At 42.8% G+C, this 23,153-nt stretch carries 14 protein-coding genes; 10 read left to right on the plus strand and 4 right to left on the minus strand.

Going from position 1 to position 23,153, the window contains the following annotated elements; genetic code table 11:
* Positions 1-168: 168 nt before the first annotated feature.
* The 4 genes from mak to fucP form a co-directional block, all read right to left on the minus strand.
* Positions 169-1,074, minus strand: coding sequence for a fructokinase (mak, locus tag GW828_RS15745; protein WP_124016231.1), 906 nt, complete (start codon positions 1,072-1,074; stop codon positions 169-171).
* Between the two features lie 72 nt (positions 1,075-1,146).
* Positions 1,147-1,947, minus strand: a complete 801-nt coding sequence (gene cysQ / locus GW828_RS15750; RefSeq protein ID WP_124016232.1) for a 3'(2'),5'-bisphosphate nucleotidase CysQ — start codon at positions 1,945-1,947, stop codon at positions 1,147-1,149.
* A 372-nt stretch (positions 1,948-2,319) separates the two neighbouring features.
* Positions 2,320-4,941 carry a glycoside hydrolase family 3 protein gene (locus GW828_RS15755; RefSeq protein WP_273058774.1) on the minus strand — a complete coding sequence of 874 codons (2,622 nt, stop codon included), beginning with the start codon at positions 4,939-4,941 and terminating at the stop codon, positions 2,320-2,322.
* A gap of 10 nt (positions 4,942-4,951) precedes the next feature.
* The gene (fucP, locus tag GW828_RS15760) at positions 4,952-6,259 is read right to left on the minus strand and encodes an L-fucose:H+ symporter permease (RefSeq protein WP_273058776.1); all 1,308 of its coding nucleotides are present in this window, start codon (positions 6,257-6,259) and stop codon (positions 4,952-4,954) included.
* Between the two features lie 383 nt (positions 6,260-6,642).
* Here fucP and GW828_RS15765 point away from each other — a divergent pair, with 383 nt between their 5' ends.
* The 10 genes from GW828_RS15765 to GW828_RS15810 all read left to right on the plus strand — a co-directional run bounded on the left by GW828_RS15765 (position 6,643) and on the right by GW828_RS15810 (position 23,128).
* Positions 6,643-7,974 (plus strand): GH1 family beta-glucosidase, encoded by a 1,332-nt coding sequence (locus tag GW828_RS15765; protein ID WP_182698870.1) that lies wholly within the window; start codon positions 6,643-6,645, stop codon positions 7,972-7,974.
* Positions 7,975-8,068: 94 nt separating this feature from the next.
* Positions 8,069-9,397, plus strand: a complete 1,329-nt coding sequence (locus GW828_RS15770; protein WP_182698871.1) for a glycoside-pentoside-hexuronide (GPH):cation symporter — start codon at positions 8,069-8,071, stop codon at positions 9,395-9,397.
* Between the two features lie 55 nt (positions 9,398-9,452).
* Positions 9,453-10,457 (plus strand): LacI family DNA-binding transcriptional regulator, encoded by a 1,005-nt coding sequence (locus GW828_RS15775; RefSeq protein WP_124016237.1) that lies wholly within the window; start codon positions 9,453-9,455, stop codon positions 10,455-10,457.
* A gap of 923 nt (positions 10,458-11,380) precedes the next feature.
* Positions 11,381-14,320 carry a TonB-dependent receptor gene (locus tag GW828_RS15780; protein ID WP_124016238.1) on the plus strand — a complete coding sequence of 980 codons (2,940 nt, stop codon included), beginning with the start codon at positions 11,381-11,383 and terminating at the stop codon, positions 14,318-14,320.
* A 365-nt stretch (positions 14,321-14,685) separates the two neighbouring features.
* A complete protein-coding gene (locus GW828_RS15785) occupies positions 14,686-16,281 on the plus strand; it encodes a tryptophan halogenase family protein (protein ID WP_273058779.1) in 1,596 nt (531 codons plus the stop codon).
* Positions 16,282-16,402: 121 nt separating this feature from the next.
* Positions 16,403-17,125 carry a SapC family protein gene (locus tag GW828_RS15790; RefSeq protein WP_124016240.1) on the plus strand — a complete coding sequence of 241 codons (723 nt, stop codon included), beginning with the start codon at positions 16,403-16,405 and terminating at the stop codon, positions 17,123-17,125.
* Positions 17,126-17,131: 6 nt separating this feature from the next.
* Positions 17,132-18,190: a cupin-like domain-containing protein gene (locus GW828_RS15795; protein ID WP_182698873.1), complete on the plus strand. Its 1,059-nt coding sequence runs from the start codon at positions 17,132-17,134 to the stop codon at positions 18,188-18,190.
* A 37-nt stretch (positions 18,191-18,227) separates the two neighbouring features.
* Positions 18,228-19,721: a tryptophan halogenase family protein gene (locus tag GW828_RS15800; RefSeq protein ID WP_273058784.1), complete on the plus strand. Its 1,494-nt coding sequence runs from the start codon at positions 18,228-18,230 to the stop codon at positions 19,719-19,721.
* Between the two features lie 5 nt (positions 19,722-19,726).
* Positions 19,727-20,452 carry a DUF6445 family protein gene (locus GW828_RS15805; protein WP_124016243.1) on the plus strand — a complete coding sequence of 242 codons (726 nt, stop codon included), beginning with the start codon at positions 19,727-19,729 and terminating at the stop codon, positions 20,450-20,452.
* A gap of 15 nt (positions 20,453-20,467) precedes the next feature.
* Entirely contained in the window at positions 20,468-23,128 is a 2,661-nt protein-coding gene (locus tag GW828_RS15810) for a beta-glucosidase (protein WP_273058787.1), read from the plus strand.
* Positions 23,129-23,153 lie beyond the last annotated feature (25 nt).

The raw sequence follows: 23,153 nt of genomic DNA on the forward strand, positions 1-23,153 counted from the left end.
AGTCTGAATACAAACCCTATCAAGCAAACAAAAACGGCACTATTAAAGTGCCGTTTGATGAATTAACCATATTGCCAGATGAACGCTCAGCCAAGTGAATCGAAATGACCTTTGGCTTTATTTTCACAAATATCTATCCTGAACAAGGCTCTACTATACAAGTTAAGCCTACTTTTCGTCTTTGCCCCAAAGCCAGGCCGCACCGCGAACGCCAGAAGATGCACCAAACTTGTTTTTAACCACTTGAGTGCCGCATTCGCGACCGACAACGTATTTGGGTAACACTTTTGGTAATTCAGTGTAGATAGCATCAATATTTGATACACCGCCACCTAATACAATCATGTCTGGATCCATCATATTGATCACATGCGCAAGTGAGCGCGCTAATCGATCGATATAACGCTCAAATGCTGCGGTAGCCAACGGATCGCCTTGTTGCATCATCTCAGAAATTTGGATACCACTGATTGCATCGCCGCCTGCTTCACGAAAATCACGTACAAAGCCAGTACCCGATATAAAGGTCTCGATACAGTCACGATTACCACAAAAACAGCTAGTGGAATTAAACTCATCAGCCGTCATCCACGGAAGAGGATTATGGCCCCATTCACCGCCAATCCCATTACCACCGCCATGCACACGACCATTAATAGCGATACCAGCACCACAACCTGTACCAATGATACCGCCAAAAACAACACCTTTTCCGGCAGCGGCACCATCGACGGCTTCAGATACGGCAAAACAATTGGCATCATTGGCTACACGCACTTCACGGTGCAACACTTCGCTTAAATCTTTATCAAGCGGATGGCCGTTAATCCAGGTTGAATTAGAGTTTTTAACCAAACCAGTAAACGGTGACACAACACCAGGAATACCAACACCCACAGAACCCGTTTGGCCTGTTGCGGTTTCAGCATCGGCGACTAAGCCCACAATCGCCGCTAATGTCGCTGGATAGTCTCTTGGAGTAGGAATGCGCTTTCTAAATATCTCAGCGCCATCATCGGCCAACGCCACTAATTCTATTTTGGTACCACCGAGATCGACGCCCATACGCATCATAACTTATTACTCCATTTACTTATTATTAATTAGATTCAATGTTCGATTAACGCAAATTGCTTTAAAGCACAATTATTTACGTTCAAACCACGCCAAGGACGCGGCAATAAAATACGGATTTAAAATATTTTCTTTCTGGTTATATTGCAGCGCTGTGAGTGCTGGATACTCAACCACTTTACCACCAGCACTTTCCAATACAGCTTGCGCTGCTGCAGTATCCCATTCACTGGTGAGGCCTAATCTTGGGTACACATCGGCTTGACCTTCGGCCACCATACAAAACTTTAATGAGCTACCAACGCTAAGCATTTGATGTTCGCCAATGGTCTGTAAATAGGCGGCGACATCAGGGCTAATATGAGAACGACTGCCAACGACAACAGGAGGTGTCTGTAATGGCCGCTGACGAATATCTAATATTGATGTCGCTCCGTTGTGCTCTAGCCATGCACCTTGGCCAACAATACCGCTATAACATTTGTCTAATACGGGCGCATACACCACGCCTGCGATAGCTTGTCCCTGATGGATCAGCGCAATATTAACCGTAAATTCACCATTACGTTTAATAAATTCTTTAGTACCATCGAGTGGATCGATCAACCAATAGGTTTGCCAAGTCTGGCGTTCAGCCCAACTAATATCAGCGTCTTCTTCGCTCATGACAGCAATATCAGCAAAATGCTGCTTAAGCCCAGCGATAATCACATTGTGACTGGCAATATCGGCTGCAGTAACTGGACTATCATCTTGTTTCACTTCAATCTGTAAATCAGTTTGCGCATAAACTTGCATAATTGCTTCGCCGGCTTGCTTGGCGAGGAGCACTATCTGTTGTAAGTCTGCTTTAGAAAATACAATATTAGACAAATCAATTCCTTATCAAATTCATATCGCTTTAGCGATCAATACACTATCGATACGTTATTATGCCATTGTTAACATCATAGATTGATAACTTTTTGATTGCACTTGATTCAAAATCGACTCAAAAAACTGACCGAAAAAAACCACCGCGAGGACACAAGATAGCTGCAATACCTCAAAGGCTGCTCGATACTAAGCTAAGCGCCGCTTTGCTCAAAGCAAACAGTGCGTTTTTGCATTCGTATTCAGCAGTCTATGAGACCGTTCAAATCTGACGTGATTACAGTCAAACGGCCGACGATTATCGACTGACGCCCTGCACAAAATCAAACTAAATCCAGCTCGACCGAAATGAGGTCGAGCTGGATTAGGGTTCTAGTGACATTGGATAGTATTGTCGTTTGCAGTCGCTTTAATGACGACATCACTAAAACTAATATCGACTTTAGCGTCAGTACTAAGATAAAACGGCATGGCAATTTTACCAAAGTCCATCGGCTCTCCAGCAAAACAAGCCAGGGAAATGCTTACGTTTTGCCATTCAGCTAATCTAGTATTCACCAGCTTGGCGATATCCACTTGTTGGCGACAATCACCTTGACATGCGAGACCTAGCCACAGAGGTTTTGACACCGATTGCTCAACTTTGATACTAAGAGACAATGCTGAATCACTATTACTGTAAGCTCTTAAGTCACGTGGAAAACTACTTATTAAGCCGACGGAACCTTGCTCGGTGCCATTAAACGACACCAAGCGGGCATCTTCTTGCACGGCGCGATCCATGGTGCGGATATTAAGCGCACGGTTGCTCGCCACGCTGCTGGATAAGGCTTGCTGTTCATTATCTGTTGCTATGTACATTGACCAAGGAGATTTCACTGCACGTTCAAATAGGGCTAAGTCTTCGAGTGTTTGACTGGCGGCTAAATTATCTTCTGATAACGCATCTAAGCTTATCGCATCGGTTGCAACAGACTGATAGGTTAATCCATATCCGTAAGGGATCAGTGGTTGATAGTCAGCTTGTGCTTGCGCACGTTTATCTTGCGCTAATGGCACATTGACCTGAGTTTGTTGGGGTGTAGCTGGCCATGAGAATGACAATTTACCCACAAAATCATATGCAACCGTTCCATCTGGCTTAGTAAATAATACATCTGCAATGCCCTGGCCTTCTGTGCCTGGAAGCCAAGCTGCAACAAACGCATCTGACTGGTTAAATTCAGCATTAACCCACATAGGGCGGCCGCTGATAAATACTGATACAACTGGGATACCTTGCGCTTTAAGTTTTTTCAATAATGCTAAATCACGCTTATCGCCACGCTGATATTCAAGATTATCAATATCACCATTGCCCTCGGCATAAGGTTCTTCGCCAAACACAACAATAGCAACATCAGGTTGTTGTTCAGGGTTAAAGTCACCGTTTACGCTTAAGGTTGTCTTGCCGCCACCTTGGGTGACGACCTGCTCGATACCTGAGTAAATGGAGGTTGCACCAGGAAAATCGCTATTTTTATTGTCAGTACCTTGCCAAGTAATTGACCAACCACCTGATTGTTTACCAATATTATCTGCTGCATCGCCGGCAACAAGCACCTTCATATTAGGCTTAAGCGGCAATATCGATTGATTATTTTTAAGCAACACTAATGACTCACGCACCGCTTCGCGAGCAACCTCGCGATGACTCGCTTGGCCGATTAACTCAGTTTTACCCGATAACGGACGATTGGCTGGGCTAGGTTTATCAAACAAGCCGGCACGAAATTTCACTCGTAAAATACGGCTAACCGCATCGTCTATACGCGCTTGGCTGATCTCACCACTTTTAACTTGGGCAATAGTATTTTCATACAATGGTTTCCATGCATCAGTCGGTACCATAAAAATATCTAATCCAGCATTAACTGACTTAGCACAAGACTCATTAGTACAACCAGCGACTTGTCCGTGACCATTCCAATCGCCAACCACAAAGCCATCAAAGCCTAATCTATCTTTAAGTACATCGGTTAATAGGTATTGATTGCCATGATTTTTTTCCCCATGCCAACTATTAAATGAGGCCATAACACTTTGTGCCCCAGCATTAAGTCCGCCGACATAACCTTGAGCATGAATGTCATATAAATCTTGTTCGCTAGCAAGGTTTTCGCCCTGATCGATTCCGTTTTCAGTTCCACCATCACCGATAAAGTGTTTTACCGTTGAAATAACATGTTGGTCTGATAAAAAGTCACCACTGACAGAACCTTGCAAGCCTTCAACAATGGCATAAGCATACTCTTTTACTATGCGTGGATCTTCAGAATACCCTTCATAGGTTCTGCCCCAACGGTCATCTCGCACCACGGCAACGGTAGGAGCAAATACCCAATCAATCCCAGTCACCATAACTTCTTGAGCCGTAATGGCGGCTATTTTTTCAATCAATTTTGGGTTGTTGGCAGCGCCTAAACCAATGTTATGCGGAAATAAGGTTGCGCCAATAACATTGTTATGACCGTGTACCGCATCTGTGCCCCACATGGTAGGAATATTAATCCCATCGATACTGTCATCGACAGATGCTTGATAAAATGATTCCGCTAAGGCAACCCAATCTGCAGGCGTGGCATGCTTGTCGTTGTTAGGATAAGCACCACCGCCATTGAGATAAGAACCAAAACCGTATTTACGCATATCTTCAACCGTAATATCGCGAATTTCTGGCTGGATCATTTGGGCAATTTTTTGCTCTAGCGTCATCTTGGCAACTAAGGCATCTATCTTGGCCTCTAATGCTTCATCTTTAGCGATAGCTGGGGGTAATGCAGGCCATATTGTTGATGCCGTTTGCTCCGAAGTTACAGCGGCTTCTGTCGTTTGTTGCTGAGCACTTTGATTATCACCACAGCCGCTAACGCCAAGAAAAAGCCCCAAAGTGATTACAGTGGTTTTCATCGGCATTTTTAATCTCGTTGTACGCTGTATTTGAGTCAGTTTCATTGTATTTCCCTTACGCATTTTCTGTTGATACAGGACGTTTTGCATTGCAGCCAATTAAACCGTAGTACCCGATAAAACAGTAACATAGCAAGGGGACAATAAAGGCTAATTGAATCCCCATGATGTCAGCCAGCATGCCCTGAAATAAGGGCAAAATCGCACCGCCAACAATGGCTAAACACAAAATGCCTGAGCCTTGGCTAGTGTGTTGTTTTAAATCTTGTAGTGCCAAACTGAAAATCGTTGGGAACATAATTGAGTTACACAGACCGACCAACAACAAGGCCCACATGGCTACCGTGCCAACACTCATCATGGCTGCAGCCACTAAAATACACGCGCACAGTGCGTTAAACGCTAACACCTTACCTGCATTAATTTTCTGCATCACAGCGGCGCCAATAAAACGGCCGACCATAGCGCCACCAAAGTAATAAGCAATATAATGGGCTGCCTGCGATTCAGACACACCACCAATATGATCTTGAGTTAAAAAGCTAATCAGAAAACTGCCAATACCAACCTCTGCACCGACGTATACAAAAATCCCTACCGCGCCCATCACCAAATGCGGATACTGCCAAGCACTTCCCGTTGCAGAGGTGGTCGATGCAGCATCTTTTTTGCCCAATAGCGGTAGTTTTAACATCATAAAAATCAATGCCAATGCAAACAATGACAAGGCTAAAATTAAGTAAGGGGTTTGAACGGCACTGGCTTGTTGCTCTACTGATAATCGGCCAATAACTTCACCTACCTCAGTGATGCTCTCATCATGCTCAACCGTTGATAAAATTAACCAACTGCCAAAAAATGGCGCAACTGTTGTACCTAATGAATTAAATGCTTGGGTTAAGGTTAAACGAGACGATGCGGTTTCAGCAGGGCCTAAAACACTGACATAAGGGTTGGCAGATACTTGTAAAATAGTAATGCCTGATGCCAATACAAAAAAGGCAAACAAAAACATATTATAAGAAGCATAACTTGCTGACGGATAAAATAATAAACATCCAATACAGGCAATAACCAGTCCGGTAATAATGCCTTTTTGATAACCAATTTTACCGACTAGCGCACCGGCAGGGATCGACACAACAAAATACGCACCAAAAAAGCAAAATTGCACCAGCATCGCTTGAGTGTAATTAAGGTCGAACATGTTTTTTAGATAAGGGATTAAAATATCATTTAAACAGGTTAAAAAACCCCACATAAAAAATAATGATGTTAACGCCACTAACGCAAAGCGAAAGTTTCCTTGCTGATGAATTGAATTAACCGGAGTCGATTCGAGTTGAAGCTGCGAAGTCGTCATGACATTCCCTTATTGTTGTTAATAGTTATCTTGGGTTGCAGTACATAACGCCAGTGAACTGGATGCTCTTTGTCATTACCTAAGAGTTAACTCCCCGTAAACGCTAGGCATTTTCCATATCGCTATTCCCACACTTGTGCAAGCAGATGAGGATTCAATATTTAACCAAATCAATTATTGACCTTTGGATAATTAATCACTAATCTCAATGTAAGCGCTTTCATTTTTAACATATCGATAACTGATGTCAACGGTTTTTAAACGCGAGAGCATAATATTTACGGTTAGGACAATGCGACACTAGGCCTTTTATCAGTGTGTTTTAAGCTAATAAGTTAGTAATAAAAAAAGACAAAATTAATCAATACTAAGTGAATTAAAATATGAAAATTATGTTACCAGCCGATTCAAAAATGCATTCAAAAGCGTTCACCTTTGGTGTGGCGACAGCTTCATTTCAAATTGAAGGTGCTGTGGCAACTCGCCTGCCCTGTATTTGGGACACATTTTGTGCGACGCCTGGCAAAATTCGTGATGGGTCTGATGGCTCGCAAGCATGCGAACACGTTAAGTTATGGCGTGAAGATGTCGATCTAATAGAATCGCTAGGTGTCGACGCCTACCGTTTATCGATCTCATGGCCTCGCGTTATGCACAAAGATGGCAGCCTGAATCCACAAGGTGTGCAGTTTTATACCGACTTACTCGATGAACTAAACCGTCGTGGCATTAAAACCTTTGTGACCTTGTACCATTGGGATTTACCACAACATATTGAAGATAATGGTGGTTGGTTAAATCGCGAAACAGCCTATTTATTTGCTGACTATGCCGACAAAATAACCCAAGCATTCGGTGACAGAGTTTACTCATACGCCACATTCAACGAACCTTTTTGCAGTTCATACTTAGGTTATGAAATTGGCATTCATGCTCCTGGATTAGCGAAAAAAGCTTATGGCCGTCAATCTGCACACCACTTATTATTGGCTCATGGTTTAGCCATGAAAGTGCTGCAAAAAAACAGCCCTAACAGCCAAAATGGTATCGTGCTTAACTTTACGCCTTGCTATAGCGCCACTGATTCTGCCGCAGATATTGACGCCGCAAGTAATGCCGACCAATATTTCAATCAGTGGTACATAAAACCCTTGTTTGACCGCTGCTACCCAGACATTATCAATGACTTTGCCGCAGAAGATGTGCCGGTTATTGAAGCTGGCGACTTTGATATTATTGCTCAACCTATCGACTTTCTAGGCATCAACTTTTATACCCGTGCAGTCTATAAAGCCGACCCAGTTAATGGCTTTAGCCAAGTAGACATGGTCGGCAAACCTAAAACAGATATGGGATGGGAAATTTACCCACAAGCCTTTAGTGATTTATTAACCTCTTTAGATGCACTTTATCCTTTACCACCGATCTACATTACCGAAAACGGTGCGGCAATGGATGATAAATTGTTAAACGGTAAAGTGGATGACCAAGACAGACTCGAATACTATAACGCTCACTTAAATGCGGTAAATAGTGCCATTGAACAAGGTGTTAATGTTGTGGGTTATTTTGCTTGGAGTTTGATGGATAACTTTGAGTGGGCAGAAGGTTATTTAAAACGCTTCGGTATTGTCTATGTTGATTATGCAAGCCAAGAACGTACCTTAAAAGCCAGTGCATACGCGTATAGAGACTTTATTAACGCAAGAACATAATATGTTAACCAGAATAAAGCCGTTATATAAACGGCTTTATTCTATTCAAATAGTTGCATCATTTTAAGCAATAACAACAATAATTGAGGCATGTATGATTAGCACTAGAGAAAAAATAGCTTACGGACTTGGGGACACCGCCAGTAATATTGTGTTTCAAACCGTGATGCTATTTCTAACTTTTTTCTATACCGACATTTTCGGTATTTCGCCTGCATTTGTGGGCACAATGTTTTTAGCTGTTCGCTTAATTGATGCGATAACCGACCCACTAATGGGCGCGCTAGCAGACAGAACCAACACTCGTTGGGGTAAGTTTAGACCTTATCTATTATGGTTTGCCCTTCCCTTTGGCTTTATCAGCGTATTAGCCTTTACTACGCCAGATTTGTCTGAAGACGGTAAAATGATTTATGCCTTCGTCACCTATACCGCATTGATGATGGTGTATACCGCGATTAATATTCCTTATTGTGCATTAGGCGGGGTATTAACGGCGGATCCTAAAGAACGCGTGTCAGTGCAATCATACCGTTTTGTGTTTGCGATGCTGGGCGGATTATTGGTGTCAGGCCTAACCTTACCTTTGGTGGAGTTTTTAGGTAAAGGCGATCAGGCTAAAGGCTATCAACTGACGATTGCTGCGATGAGCATTTTGGGTGTTGCGATGTTTTTAGCCTGCTTTTGGGGCACCAAAGAGCGTCTACATCCACCTATAGACCAACAAACAAGCTTTAAAAAAGACTTCACCGACATGTTAAAAAATGATCAGTGGCGAGTATTGGCCATTGCAGCAGTGTGTCTATTATCAGGCATGGTATTGCGTACCAGCTTAGCGATTTACTATGTAAAATATTTCTTAAACATGCCTGATTCTATTACCCTTTTCATCACTCTTGGCATGGTTGGTAATATATTCGGTTGTATTTTAGCTCAACCTTTAGCAAAACGTTTTTGTAAAGTAAAAGCCTATATTACCTTGCAACTGCTGGCGGCGGCCATGTGTGTCGTAAGCTACTTTGTGCCAAGCGATCAAGTGATACTGGCCTTTGGGATGTTTATCATATGGGGTTTTACTTTCAATATGGCTACACCACTGCTTTGGGCAAAAATGGCTGATGTGGTCGACTATGGTCAACATAAAAACGGTGTACGCATTACCGGAATGATTTACTCATCGGTCATATTCTTTATCAAACTTGGGGTTGCTATTGGTGGTGCGGCAGCTGGTTGGTTACTAGCTGGTTATGGTTATCAGCCAGATATCATCCAAACTGAACAGACTCAACAAGGAATATTACTTTCATTCACTGTATACCCTGCTATCGGTTCATTGGTAGTGGCCTTTGTTATGCGTTGGTACACCTTGGACAATGAAAAAGTGGACCAAATACACTTAGAATTAAATAGAGAAGTAAAATAAAAGCATGATAGTCTTGGAGCCATGTGCTCCAAGACGGCTTTTAAAAACTAATTATATGGCAACAATTTACGATGTATCCGTAATGGCTGGTGTGTCTCTAGCAACCGTGTCTAGAGTGATGAATAACAACACCAAAGTCAGCGATAAAACCAAACAAAAGGTTCTCGATGCGATGGCCTCTTTAGGCTATCGCCCTAATACTATTGCCCAATCATTAGCCTCAAATTGCTCCAACAGTGTTGGGGTTTTAGTGTCTCAGCTTGACGGTCCTTTTTATGGTCCCATGATGACAGAAATCGAAACTGCCCTTCGAACAGCTAACAAGCACGTGATTATTGCTGCTGGTCATAGCGACGAGAAGCAAGAAAAAGAAGGGGTTGAGTTTTTGATGAGTCGCGGTTGTGATGCTCTTATTTTGGACATTGAGGCGGTATCAGACGATTACTTGATTGAATTGAGTAAAGGCCCAACACCAGTGGTATTTATTAACCGCTATATCGACGCCATCAAAGAACGCTGTGTTTATCTTGAAAATGAACAAGGTGGTTTCATGGCTACCGAGCACATATTATCACTTGGTCATAAAGACATCGCTTACATTTCAGGGCCACTGTTTAAGCTCGACGTACGAGATCGTCTAAAAGGACATAAGCGAGCATTGCAACAATACAATATCGATTTTGATGACACCCTTTGCATTGAAAGTGACTTTAAAGAAGCTGGCGGCTGTGAAGCGATGGAGCATTTACTGTCGATGAATAAAACCATTACAGCAGTCGTATGTGCGAATGATCAAATGGCCTCTGGGGCAATTGCGGTGTGTTTAGAACACGGAATCCGCGTACCCGATGATATTTCATTTATTGGTTACGATAATATTCCATTTCCACAGTACATCTCACCGAAATTATCGACCGTTAACAACCCTATTCACGAAATGGGTAAAATGGCAGCCCTCTGGGTATTACAGCAAGTGTATAACGACAAAGCCGTCTTAGTTGAAAGCTCGTTTACACCAGAGCTATTTGTGCGTGAATCAGCTAGAGCAATCAATCAGTAAGAGTCAACCGAACCATTTAGCGGTTAACCTATCCTGCTGCAATGTCGATAAAAGACATCCAAAAAAGCCAGATGGTAAGTCCCTCTTCCCATAAGTGGCTCCCCAAGTCAGTAATCGGTCACGAGTGAGTCAACGCTACCTTATGCAGAGGTGATAGTATCTCGTAGCGATTAAAAAGTACTGATACTGACCATCTCACTGTGACTTGCCATCAACAATCTGCTCGCAAACAAATAATGCAATATGCGCTATAGACTAACAACTTAACTACGCATAAACGCACCTTATGAGTAATGAGAGAACAAGCATGGCCATAAAATACCGCAACAGTGAGATTTCAATCAACCTATGCAAGCTATCAACCGCGCAATGATAATCAGTTAACCTTTAGATAATATGTTGTCTCAAGTCCTGTGGGTCATTCACATGCATCTTAATGACTCATACTTTGATTATCGATAACACTGAAATAAGCCCTAACACCATAAGCAACAACCACATCAATTCACTGTCGCAACATGCAACAAAATATTAACGCGCTAGAAAGTTAGTCTAGAATAACCTTACTTGTTCTCAATAACGGATAAAACCCAACCTAAGCGGTAACAATTCAACCAACAAAAGAAAGCGCTTACATTTTTATTTGAAATGTTCATAAAAAATAAAAATCTTACTAAACAATAACTAATAAAACAAACCTTGAATAGCTTCTTATTGTGGTTAATGAAATGTAATATTTAAAACTTGTTTTTGTTGACGGCGGTCACAATTTACACTAGTTTTATGTAAGCGCTTACATTAGCTGTTTTATAACATAACCATTATAAATAATGACTACAGCGTTGATGGAGAATTAAAAAAACGATTTGCGCCTAACCCGCAATATTGAGAGAAGCAAAATCTAGTCAATGGGGATTTCCTAGATGAAAACAACAAAATTTACAAAAACCAAGCTAGCGACCAGTTTATCGCTAGTGCTTGGTGTAAGCAGTATGTTACCTGCCTACGCAGCTGATGAAGCTGGTGATGAGAATATTGAAGTACTACAAGTTACAGGTATTCGTGGCAGTTTAATTAAATCAATGGACGTTAAACGTTCATCAAGTGGTGTCGTAGACTCTATTTCTGCTGAAGACATTGGTAAGTTTCCAGATACCAACCTAGCAGAATCATTACAACGTATTACTGGTGTATCAATTGACCGTTCTAACGGTGAAGGCAGTAAAGTGTCCGTGCGTGGTTTTGGCCCAGACTACAACTTGATCACCCTCAATGGTCGTCAAATGCCAGTAACGACTGGCTCGCGCTCATTTGATTTTGCCAATATCGCATCTGAAAGTATTAGCGGTGTTGAAGTATATAAAACGAGCTCAGCGTCAAACTCCACTGGTGGTATCGGTTCTACTATCAATATTTTGACTCACAAACCATTTAGCTCTCCTGGATTGAAAGCCACATTTGGGGTAAAAGCTGTTGATGATAAATCAACAGATAAAGGCTCAATGACACCAGAATTGTCCGGTTTATATTCAAATACTTTTGCTGACGACAAATTTGGTATTTCGCTATCGGCCAGTTATCAAGAACGCGAAAGCGGTAACCAACAAGCGCAAGTTGGTACAGGCTGGCGTAGTTTTGCTGGTACAGATGACAACAATAGTCAATGGGGCGGTGTCGCTAAAGACGACACTCAAGTAAACCGTCCTGGTGATGATGATATTTACTCAGTGCCGCAGACAACCGTTTATCGTTTTGAAGAGCAACAACGTACTCGTACCAATGGCCAGTTAGTTTTACAGTACAGCCCAGTAGATAGCATAGTCACCAGCCTAGACTATACCTACATGCGTAACGATATCGACACTCAATCTCATGATGTATCAGCTTGGTTTAACTTTGTACCATCTGAAAACGTGTGGAGTGACGGCCCAGTCGCATCACCGCTCATTTATTCTGAAACTTACGGCTCACCTGTAGACTTATCGATGGCAGCTGGCGATTTTGGCGTTCGTAACGAGAGTGGCTCATTAGGCTTTAACATTGAATGGCAAGCGACAGATAATTTAAAACTGACTTTCGATGCACATAACTCAACGGCCGAATTTAAACCCAATAACATTTATGGTTCTAGCAACAATTTAAGTACCGCTGCATTTATACGTACCAGCGCGGCTACTGACTTTAGCGGTGATTTACCAGTGCTTGCGGTTGGTGGTGGTAATGCTGTAACTCCTGCAGACATGTTACTTACTGGTTCCAACTTCTCTAATGCACGCAACAAATCTGAAATTGATCAATATCAGTTTGATGGCGAGTACTTGTTTGAAGACGCAGGTAGTATCGACTTTGGTGTTGAGCTTACTAATGTCAACAATCACTCTCAGCAAGTTGACGTACAACGTAACGATTGGGGTGGTGTAGGTTCTGCTGGTGATTTCGACGAATCATGGTTCCCAGCCGATACGATTACTGACAAATTTGATGCCAATGGTGGTGACTTCTCACTCGCTGATGGCAACTTTGACATTTTAAATACCATCTTCATGTGGGACTTTGCTGCTGTTCGTGACTTCTCAGCAGCTAATTACACCTCTTCTGTTAGTGGTGATTGTGGTAATGGTTTCTGTCCTTCTACTAATTATGCGGCTCAAACAGACCGTTATACAGAAGAAGAGTCACAAGCTGTTTACGTCCAGTACAACTACGACAACGAAATTGCCGGCATGCCATATGATGTTCACTTTGGTTTGCGTTATGAAAAAACTGACGTGACATCAACAGCTGCTGTAGCGGGCTATGATGGCGCAGTTTGGATTGCAGAAACTGAAATAGCACTTGCTGCCACCGGTGAACAAGTATTTGAAACTAAAACGGGTGATTACGACTACTTACTTCCTAGTTTCAACTTCAACATTGAAGTGGTTGAAGATGTGATCTTACGTGCAGCTTATAGCGAAACCATTGGGCGCCCTAACTACACAGATATCCAAGGCGGTACGGTATTAGCAACTCTCGCAAACCGAACTAATGGTGGTGGATCTGCAGGTAACCCGACACTATTGCCATTAGAATCGGAAAATATCGACTTCTCGGCAGAGTGGTACTACGCACCGTCAAGCTATGTGTCTGTAGGTTATTTCCGCAAGGATACTGCAAACTTCATTAGCAATGGTATTGTTAAAACGACTAACGGTATTTATAACCCAGCATCAGGTGATTTATATAAAGCTGCTGTGGCAGCAACGGGTACAACCGAAGCTGGGGCTGTTCGTGATTATATTTTCGCAAACTATGCTGACAATGCTGCGGTAGATGTTGCTAATCAAACTATCGCCGGTAGTGCTGCAAATAATGATGATCTATTGACCTTCAATATCGATACCCCATCAAACAGCCCACGTAAGTCGGTGATCGATGGTTGGGAATTTGCTGCGCAACATTTCTTCGGTGAAACGGGTTTTGGTGTCATAGCCAACTATACCTTGGTTAATAGTGATGAAGCCTACAACAACTACTCATTAGCAGACCAATCAGCACTTATCGGCATTAGTGATACCGCTAACGCAGTCTTAGTTTATGAAAACTATGGTTTCCAAGCTCGTGTTGCTTATAACTGGCGTGATGAGTTCTTAAACTCACGTGGTCAAGATACTGGGGCAAACCCTAAGTATACTGAAGCCTACTCACAAATCGATTTGTCTGTTAGTTATGATATCGAATCAGTTGAAGGCTTAACCGTGTTTTTCGAAGGACTTAACATTACAGAAGAGTACGTCCGTGTTCACGGCCGTGCTGAAGAGCAAGTGTTAAACCTGACTGAAACCGGCGCACGTTATAGCTTAGGTGCTCGTTACACCTTCTAAGTGAATAACGTTAGCAATATTGAGCTAAGCACCACTTAGCTCAATGATTTAACCTTATATTATGGTGCCTAACACGCTCAGTGTTAGGTGTTATCCATATAAGTTTCCCTTTTAGGTCGTTGAGGTGCACGTAATTTGTCACCTCTTTTTATTGCAACATATTGAGTAACAAGGACGTTACTATTTTTATGCTGCTTATAAGAGCTAAAAACATTGCTAAGAGAAGATGAATAACCAATACGTATTAAGTGGTTACATTTTTCTAAATTCTACTTATGATGAGACTTCAACATAATAAAATCTGCAATAAAAATATTGATAACAACTTAATAATAACAATAGTGCCAAAGGCGTAGGTAGAGATAATGCATAAACCAATCACCCAAATAGTCATTGTTGGTGGCGGTACAGCCGGTTGGATAACCGCTGGATTACTGGCTGCAGAGCATAATGTCGACAAAGGTGTCCTGGCCCACTCTCCTAAGCTCAACATTACCCTTATTGAATCACCAGATGTTGCCACCATTGGCGTAGGAGAAGGCACTTGGCCTTCGATGCGTTCAACTTTGAGCAAAATCGGCATTGATGAAAACCAGTTTATTCGCTGCTGTGACGCAAGCTTTAAGCAAGGTTCAAGATTTATTGATTGGCGCAATGACCCAAGCAAAGATGCCGACAGCAAAACGCCGACTCAGTCAAACAGCTATTTACACCCTTTTAGCCTACCTCACGGTAACCAAGAACTCGACTTATGCCCATTTTGGTTGCCCCATGCAGATCAAGTCAGCTTTGCTGAGGCGGTCAGTAGTCAAGCAGTGTTGACTCAACTTGGATTAGCGCCCAAAACCATTGCATCAGCGCAATATCATTTTCAAAATAATTACGGCTACCACCTTAATGCTGGCAAATTTAGCCAGATGTTAAGCGAACATTGCACCCAAAAGCTTGGCGTTACTCATATTCGTGATCATGTCAGTCATATTATTAATCATGATAATGGTGATATAGCCAAAGTGATCACTGCAGCACATGGTGAAATCCACGGACAATTATTTATCGACTGTACTGGCACTAAATCACTGTTATTAGGTGAGCATTTACAAGTACCATTTTTATCTCAAAAGTCAGTGTTATTTAATGATAGCGCCCTTGCTGTACAGGTACCCTATGAGCAAGCAGACAGCCCTATCGCATCTTGTACTCATTCAACGGCTAAGCAAAATGGCTGGATTTGGGACATAGGCTTGCCGACACGCAAGGGCGTGGGGTATGTGTATTCATCAAGCCATACTAATGACGCTGACGCCGAGCAAAGCCTATTAACTTATTTAGGGCTTGATAGCGCCACGGCCGACAAACTAACGCCACGAAAATTATCGTTCAATCCAGGCTATAGAGCCAAATGCTGGCAAAATAACTGTATTGCCATTGGCATGGCTGCAGGATTTATCGAACCGCTAGAAGCCTCAGCATTAGCGTTAATTGAATGGACAGCAGCTACCCTAGCCCAACAACTCCCCTCCAATCGCCAAGTGATGGATACGATTGCGGCAAGGGTTAATCAGCGCTATCAACTGCACTGGCAACAAATTATCGACTTTTTAAAGCTGCACTATGTAATAAGTCAACGTGAAGTTGACCGCTATTGGCGCGATCATCGCGATAAGCAATCAATACCCGATAGTCTGCAAGCGCAACTTGAATTATGGCGCTATCAAGTGCCAAACCAACACGATATTAGCTATAAAGAAGCCTTATTTCCGGCTGCCAGTTTTCAATATGTGCTCTATGGCATGGGTTTTAATACTCAATTACCCAGCCATGTAAAACCATCAATGCAACAACAGGCACAGCAACTGTTTAATGATAATCAGCAGCGCACTCAAGTATTAAGTAAAAGCTTACTGAGCAATCGCGATTTGCTAGCCAAAGTCGTGCAGTATGGATTTGCTAAGCTGTAATCTAGATTAACTCAGATGGGTTGCTCGGATGGCAGACAGCTAATATCAAACGACTAACTAAGATCACCTACAATAATCATAACTACATAACGTATTTGAACGAACAAGATAGGACATCAAAATGAGCCAACATGTATTACTAAATAGCATCGATCATAAAGACCTTAAGGTTATCACTACCCGTTCTAGTGCGTTAGGCGATAACCTTTGGTTCGGCTTAACCTTTCCGCAAGAATTTCGTAGCATTCAAGCTCATTACCCTATTTTCTTTCATAAAGATGCTACCACTGGCCAGTTTTATGCGGTGGCATTATTTGGTTTTAAGCAAAATGAGAATCTGTTTTTATCTGACGCTGGTTGGAATGCATCTTATATTCCTCTAAGTGTGCGTCGCCAGCCGTTTTTGATAGGACAACAAACCGTTCAAGAAGATGGCATTGAGCGTCAGCAACGGGTTATTCACATCGATTTAGACCACCCAAGAGTAAGCCATAATGACGGTGAAGCGCTGTTTTTTCCTTATGGTGGTAACACGCCTTTATTAGATGAAGTCGGTGAAATGCTTGAAGCGATTCATCATGGGCTCAGTGACAGTAATCGTTTTATCGATGTATTAATTGAGCATGAGTTACTGGAATCGTTTACCTTAGACCTCGAACTAGACAATGGCCAAAAACATCAAATGATTGGTTTTTATACCATTAATGAAAACACCCTAGCCGCGTTATCTGCAGAAGTGTTAGGCACTTTGCATCAGCAAGGTTATTTACAAGCCATTTATATGGCTCTGGCATCGCAAAGCAAAGTTCGCGAGCTACTTAACCTTAAAAATGCTCAAGGTTAATCGATAATGGTGAGCCACAATACAAATCCAAACCTATCTGAGCCGATACAAGCTCACTCGACACAAGCTGTCGACAGCGTAAGCGGTTGGACCTTAGAGCAAGTGCTCGCTCATATTGAGCATGCAGATAAGCCCATGGTATTTAAAGGCCTATGCCATCACTGGCCTTTAGTCCAAGCGGGTCTTGAGTCAGCAGATAAGGCAATGGATTATCTGTGTCAATTTTATCAAGGCTCGGCGGTGACCGCATATTATCTCCCCCACGAGCAACATGGACGGGTATTTTACAATCAAGAGGTTAATGGTTTTAATTACCAAGCAGGTCGCCTGGATTTCAACCAATTATTAAGCCGCTTAAAACAAGAAAATGCCAGCCAAGCACCTGCGGGGATCTACATGGGCTCAACAGACATACACCAATGTCTGCCGGGGCTGGGTGAACAAAACAGTTTAGATTTATCGCCAACGCAACCATTGACGAGTATTTGGCTTGGTAACCAAACCAAGGTAGCAGCGCATTTTGACTTTCCGCTCAACCTCGCGTGTAACGCTGTGGGGAAACGCACTTTCACCTTATTTCCGCCTGAGCAAATCAGCAATTTATATGTCGGCCCAATGGAATTCGCTCCAGGTGGACAAGACATCAGCATGGTAGATTTTGCAGAACCGGACTTCGAGCGTTTTCCTAAGTTTAAGCAGGCACTTGCGGCATCATTGACCGCACAACTGAATCCGGGTGATGTGTTGTTTATTCCCAGCATGTGGTGGCATCACGTGCGCGGAGTTGACGACTTTAACGTACTCATTACCCATTGGTGGCGTGACACACCAGGCTATTTAGGCAGACCCAACAATGCCCTGCTTCACAGCATGCTAAGCCTTCGATCATTACCTAAAGCACAACGCCAAGCGTGGAAAGCACTTTTTGAACATTACATTTTTAACCACGACGATATTGATGACAGCCATATACCAGACCAAGCTAAAGGCATGTTAACCAAGCCATTAGATGAACTCAACGCCCGTAAGTTACGCGCAGATTTAATCAACAAATTAAAACGATAATGCTGCGAACAGCAAGACATCAAACAGGACGCTCAAGATGAATAAAACAATCAAAAAAGTAGTGATTGCCGGTGGTGGTACCGCTGGCTGGATGGCCGCTGCCGCCTTCAGCAAACTATTGGGCAAAAATCTTGATATTGTCTTAGTCGAATCAGATGAAATCGGCACTATTGGTGTCGGTGAAGCTACCATCCCTACCCTGCATATCTTTCATCGTTTACTGGGATTAAAAGAGCAAGATGTGATGGCTGCTACCAATGCCACCTTTAAACTCGGCATCCAATTTGAAAACTGGCATGATGTTAATAAAGACTACTTGCATTCATTTGGCTTTTTAGGCAAAGACTGCTGGGCCTGTGGTTTTCAGCACTTTTGGCTTAAAGGCCAACAAAAAAACATGGTCAGCGAAATTGGTGATTACTGCACCGAACATTTAGCCGCTCGCCAAGGCCGTTTTGCTGTGCTGCCAAATCAAGATTACAACCATGCTTACCACATGGACTCCAGTCTTTACGCCAAGTTTCTGCGAAAATTTGCTGAGCAACATGGAATGAGGCGCATTGAAGGCAAGATAGCCGATGTTTTGCAACATGAAGACACGGGCAATATTCGCGCATTACAACTTGAAAATGGTGAGTTCATCGAAGGTGATTTATTTATCGACTGTACTGGTTTTAAAGCCTTACTCATTGAGCAAACCTTAAACTCTGGTTTTGAAGACTGGAGTCATTGGTTACCGTGCGACAGTGCTATTGCCGTACAAACCGAAGCAGTGCAAAACCCCATACCTTACACACGTTCAATTGCCCGTGAATCTGGCTGGCAATGGCGCATTCCGTTGCAAACTCGTACTGGTAATGGCTTAGTATTTTGCAGCAAGTACCTCTCTGATGCCGATGCCACCGAACTGTTACTCAACAATATTGAAGGCCAACCAATCAATAAGCCTAGAGTCATTAAGTTCAAAACCGGTACGCGTCGTCAACATTGGAATAAAAACTGTATCGCCATTGGCTTATCAGCGGGATTTTTAGAGCCGTTAGAGTCAACCAGCATTCATATGATCCAACGAAGCATTGTCCGCTTACTGCAACTGTTTCCATCTCAAGGGATAATTCAAGCCGACATTGATGAATTTAATCAACAAACCAAGATTGAATTAGACAACATTCGCGACTTTATTATTTTGCATTACAAAGTCACTGACCGTGAAGACAGCCGCTTTTGGCGTTATTGCAAAAACATGCCGATCCCAACGTCATTACAACATCGTATCGACATGTTTAGCCAATCAGGCAAAGTCTACAAATACGGCAGTGAACTGTTTGGTGAAAGCTCATGGATCCAAGTTATGATGGGCCAAGGTCTACAACCTAAAGAGTACCATCCAATTGTCGACATGATGGACGATGCTGAATTACAGAGCTTTTTAAACAGCATTAAAGCCACCGTAAAACGCAAAGTTGATACCTTGCCTGTACACCATGATTTTGTGCAGCATTATTGTAAATCAACGGCGATGCAGGGCTAATCCTGATGTCTGTATCAGCAACAACCAAGCCCATTATCAAGGTCAATCATATTGCACCGCAGGTGCAATTGATTGGCCAACAACAAACACCTGTGATTGTGATTGATAATTTTGCTGAAGATATCGCTCAGTTGATCGCTATTGCGGTCAATGACAGCACATTCCGTCAAGATAAAGGCTCATACTACCCAGGATGTCGTACATCATTGCCCAAGCAATATGTTATCGAGGTTCTCAATGCGCTGTACAAACTGATCTACGACGTTTATCGCATTCCAGCATCATTACGATTAAAGCCGCAGCAATATGTCTATTCATTAATCGACAAACAGCCAGAAACCTTGGCTCCACTGCAATGTTTGCCTCACTTCGATGCGACAAACCCGCATTACTTTGCCATTTTGCATTATCTTAACGATGGTCCACATGGCAACACAGGCTTTTTTAGGCATAACCTCACCGATCTGGAGCGGATAACGGCGGAAAATATCGAAGACTATTTTACCAAAGCGCAGCCGTTTCTCGACAGCAAAACCCAAACACCAGCCAGTTACTTTGTTGCCAGCGACGAGCATTACAGCTTGTATCATCAAATCGAATATCGTCCAAATCGCCTAGTGATTTACCCCGGTAACTTATTACATTCAACCATAGTAAACCCACAAACTGACATTGATGCAAATCCTAGTTCAGGTCGGCTCACCACTAATATTTTTATAAATTTTCAATAACATAAGGAACACGTTATGGTTAATCCTCTTGGGATAATAATGCCTATTCGCCATAAAAATAAGCCACAAAACAGTGCGTCTAGCACCACCTTAAGCCCTCTTTATAGCGCCCTGTTGATGTGCAGTTTTGTCACCATCAGTCCAGCAGCGCTTGCCGAACACCCTAATATTACGCCTGAAACCCTGCATGCATTAACAGTATTATCCGATAGCGAGAAGTTGCGTATTGGCGATCGTATCAGCCAAGTCGAAGACGAGGTTAACCGCTTATTACCACAGCTGACATTGGCTGAAAAAGTGTCATTAGTGCATGCTGCGGGCAAGTTTCACATCCCAGCCATTGAACGCTTAGGAATACATGAAATGTGGATGTCTGACGGCCCACACGGCGTGCGTTATGAAATTGACCGAAATTCATGGGCACCTGCTGGCTGGACTAACGATTATTCCACTTATTTACCCCCATTAACCGCAGTAGCCGCCAGCTGGGACCCAAACATGGCCAGCCTGCACGGCAATATTTTAGGTGCAGAGGCGCGTCATCGTAATAAAGACCTTATTCTCGGTCCTGGTGTTAACCTAGCAAGATTGCCATTGTATGGGCGTAACTTTGAATACATGGGAGAAGACCCATTTTTAGTTGCGAGTCTAGTGGTACCTGAAGTGCTTGCGATTCAAGCTAATGATGTCGGTGCAACCGTAAAACATTATGCGTTAAATACTCAAGAGCTCAACCGCACTGGCGTGAATGCCAAACCTGATGAACGCACACTTCGTGAAGTGTATTTACCTGCATTTGAAGCGGCAGTAAAACAAGCCAATGTCCATTCTATTATGGGCTCATATAACGAGTTTCGCGGCACGAATGCCAACCAAAGCGCACATTTAGTTAATACGATATTAAAAGGCGAATGGGGTTTTCAAGGGGTGTTATTAACTGACTGGAATGTCGACATAAACACTTATGATGCTGCAATGAACGGTCTTGATATTGAGATGGGCACCGATGTCGCTAATTTTGACGACTACTTTTTTGCCAAGCCATTACTGGAAATGATTAATGCAGGCAAAATCCCAGTAGCGGTGTTAGATGACAAAGTTCGTCGTATTTTACGATTAGAACTCAGTATCGGCATGATGGATAAGCAGCGCCTATCAGGCGAGCGTAATACTCAGGCACATCGTGATGATGCTCGCACTATTGCAGCCAATGGCATAGTGCTACTCAAAAATGACAGCAATATCCTGCCATTGAACGCCAACAAACTTAAACGAGTATTAGTCTTAGGCCCCAATGCCGACAAGCGTCATGGCTTTGGTGGAGGTTCATCCGAGGTTAAAACCTTATATGAAATTAGCCCGCTAGAGGGGTTAAAAGCCAAGTTAGGTGACAAGGTTGATATTACCCTAATGCGAGCTGCCAGCAGCAAGTTTATGCCTATTCCTAATGACTATCTCACTACTCGTCATTGGACTGGCACCCCGTCTTGGCAAATTAACTATTATACTGATAAAGCAATGACCAAGCTTGCCAGTGAATCTTGGATTGCCGATCCGCAGTTTGATGCAAAAGGCCAACGTCAATTTGTGGAGATAAAAGCCAACCTTAAACCAATCGAAAGCGGCAGCCATAGCTTTAATATCAAAGCAGACGGAAACATTGCTCTATTTATCAATGATAAACCTTTATTAACCTCAACCATGGCACAGTCAGATAGCATCATCACTAAAGCAATAAAGCTAACAGCAGGCGAAACCTATGCTGTTAGCTTACGCTATCAGGGCGACCAACAAGCCACCTTGGGCTGGGAAACACCCAACAGCTTGTACAATAGCGAAAAAGAATATTTAGCCGCGGCGAAGAAGGCTGATGCAGTATTTTATTTTGCAGGCTTAAGCCATGCCGATGATCGAGAATCAATTGATCGTCCAGACATGATCTTACCCGGTCAGCAAGATGAGGTTATTGCCAAACTGCTGAAAGCAAATCCCAACACAATCGTGTTTATGATTGGCGGATCGGCGGTTGAAATGCCATGGGCCGATAGCGCAAGTACGCTTGTTTGGGGCTGGTATGGTGGCATGGAAGCTGGCAACGCCTATGCCGACATGTTATTTGGTGATACTAATCCTAGCGGTAAAATGCCGATAACCTTGCCTAAAAAACTCATCGATACCGCACCTATTGCGTTAAATGATTACAATGCATCTGAGTCGTTATATTCCGAAGGTGTGTTTATTGGTTATCGCTGGTTTGAGCAACAAAAAATTAAGCCTTTGTTTGCTTTTGGTCATGGTTTGTCTTATAGCAAATTTAGTTACCAAAACATTAGCCTATCAAGTGCGAGTATTGCAGGCGACGACACCATCACAGTCAAAGTCGATATTACTAACACCAGTAAAGTCGATGGTGCAGAAGTGGCTCAACTGTATTTACACGATGTCAAAGCCAGCGTCCCACGCCCCATTAAAGAGCTAAAAGGTTTTGATAAACTGTGGTTAAAAGCCGGCGAAACTAAAACAGCTAGCTTTACCTTAACTCAACGTGATTTATCATTTTGGGACGTTAACACCAATGATTGGCTAGCAGAATCTGGCACATTTGAAGTGATGATTGGCGCATCGGTTGCAGACATACGCTTACATAAAACCTTTGAGTATCAGCAAGTAAAATAAATCATTATATTCAAAAGATCTAACG

It is taken from the genome of Shewanella vesiculosa, from assembly GCF_009994065.1.
Taxonomy (GTDB): Bacteria; Pseudomonadota; Gammaproteobacteria; order Enterobacterales; family Shewanellaceae; genus Shewanella; species Shewanella vesiculosa.

What these genes read in the sequence shown, in the direction of transcription:
- GW828_RS15770 (WP_182698871.1), top strand. Translation starts at nt 8,069, where the DNA reads ATGATTAGCACTAGAGAAAAAATAGCTTACGGACTTGGGGACACCGCC.
- fucP (WP_273058776.1), bottom strand. Translation starts at nt 6,259, where the DNA reads ATGACGACTTCGCAGCTTCAACTCGAATCGACTCCGGTTAATTCAATT.
- GW828_RS15810 (WP_273058787.1), top strand. Translation starts at nt 20,468, where the DNA reads ATGGTTAATCCTCTTGGGATAATAATGCCTATTCGCCATAAAAATAAG.
- GW828_RS15805 (WP_124016243.1), top strand. Translation starts at nt 19,727, where the DNA reads ATGTCTGTATCAGCAACAACCAAGCCCATTATCAAGGTCAATCATATT.
- GW828_RS15800 (WP_273058784.1), top strand. Translation starts at nt 18,228, where the DNA reads ATGAATAAAACAATCAAAAAAGTAGTGATTGCCGGTGGTGGTACCGCT.
- GW828_RS15795 (WP_182698873.1), top strand. Translation starts at nt 17,132, where the DNA reads ATGGTGAGCCACAATACAAATCCAAACCTATCTGAGCCGATACAAGCT.
- GW828_RS15780 (WP_124016238.1), top strand. Translation starts at nt 11,381, where the DNA reads ATGAAAACAACAAAATTTACAAAAACCAAGCTAGCGACCAGTTTATCG.
- mak (WP_124016231.1), bottom strand. Translation starts at nt 1,074, where the DNA reads ATGATGCGTATGGGCGTCGATCTCGGTGGTACCAAAATAGAATTAGTG.
- GW828_RS15765 (WP_182698870.1), top strand. Translation starts at nt 6,643, where the DNA reads ATGAAAATTATGTTACCAGCCGATTCAAAAATGCATTCAAAAGCGTTC.
- GW828_RS15755 (WP_273058774.1), bottom strand. Translation starts at nt 4,941, where the DNA reads ATGAAACTGACTCAAATACAGCGTACAACGAGATTAAAAATGCCGATG.
- GW828_RS15775 (WP_124016237.1), top strand. Translation starts at nt 9,453, where the DNA reads ATGGCAACAATTTACGATGTATCCGTAATGGCTGGTGTGTCTCTAGCA.
- GW828_RS15790 (WP_124016240.1), top strand. Translation starts at nt 16,403, where the DNA reads ATGAGCCAACATGTATTACTAAATAGCATCGATCATAAAGACCTTAAG.
- GW828_RS15785 (WP_273058779.1), top strand. Translation starts at nt 14,686, where the DNA reads ATGCATAAACCAATCACCCAAATAGTCATTGTTGGTGGCGGTACAGCC.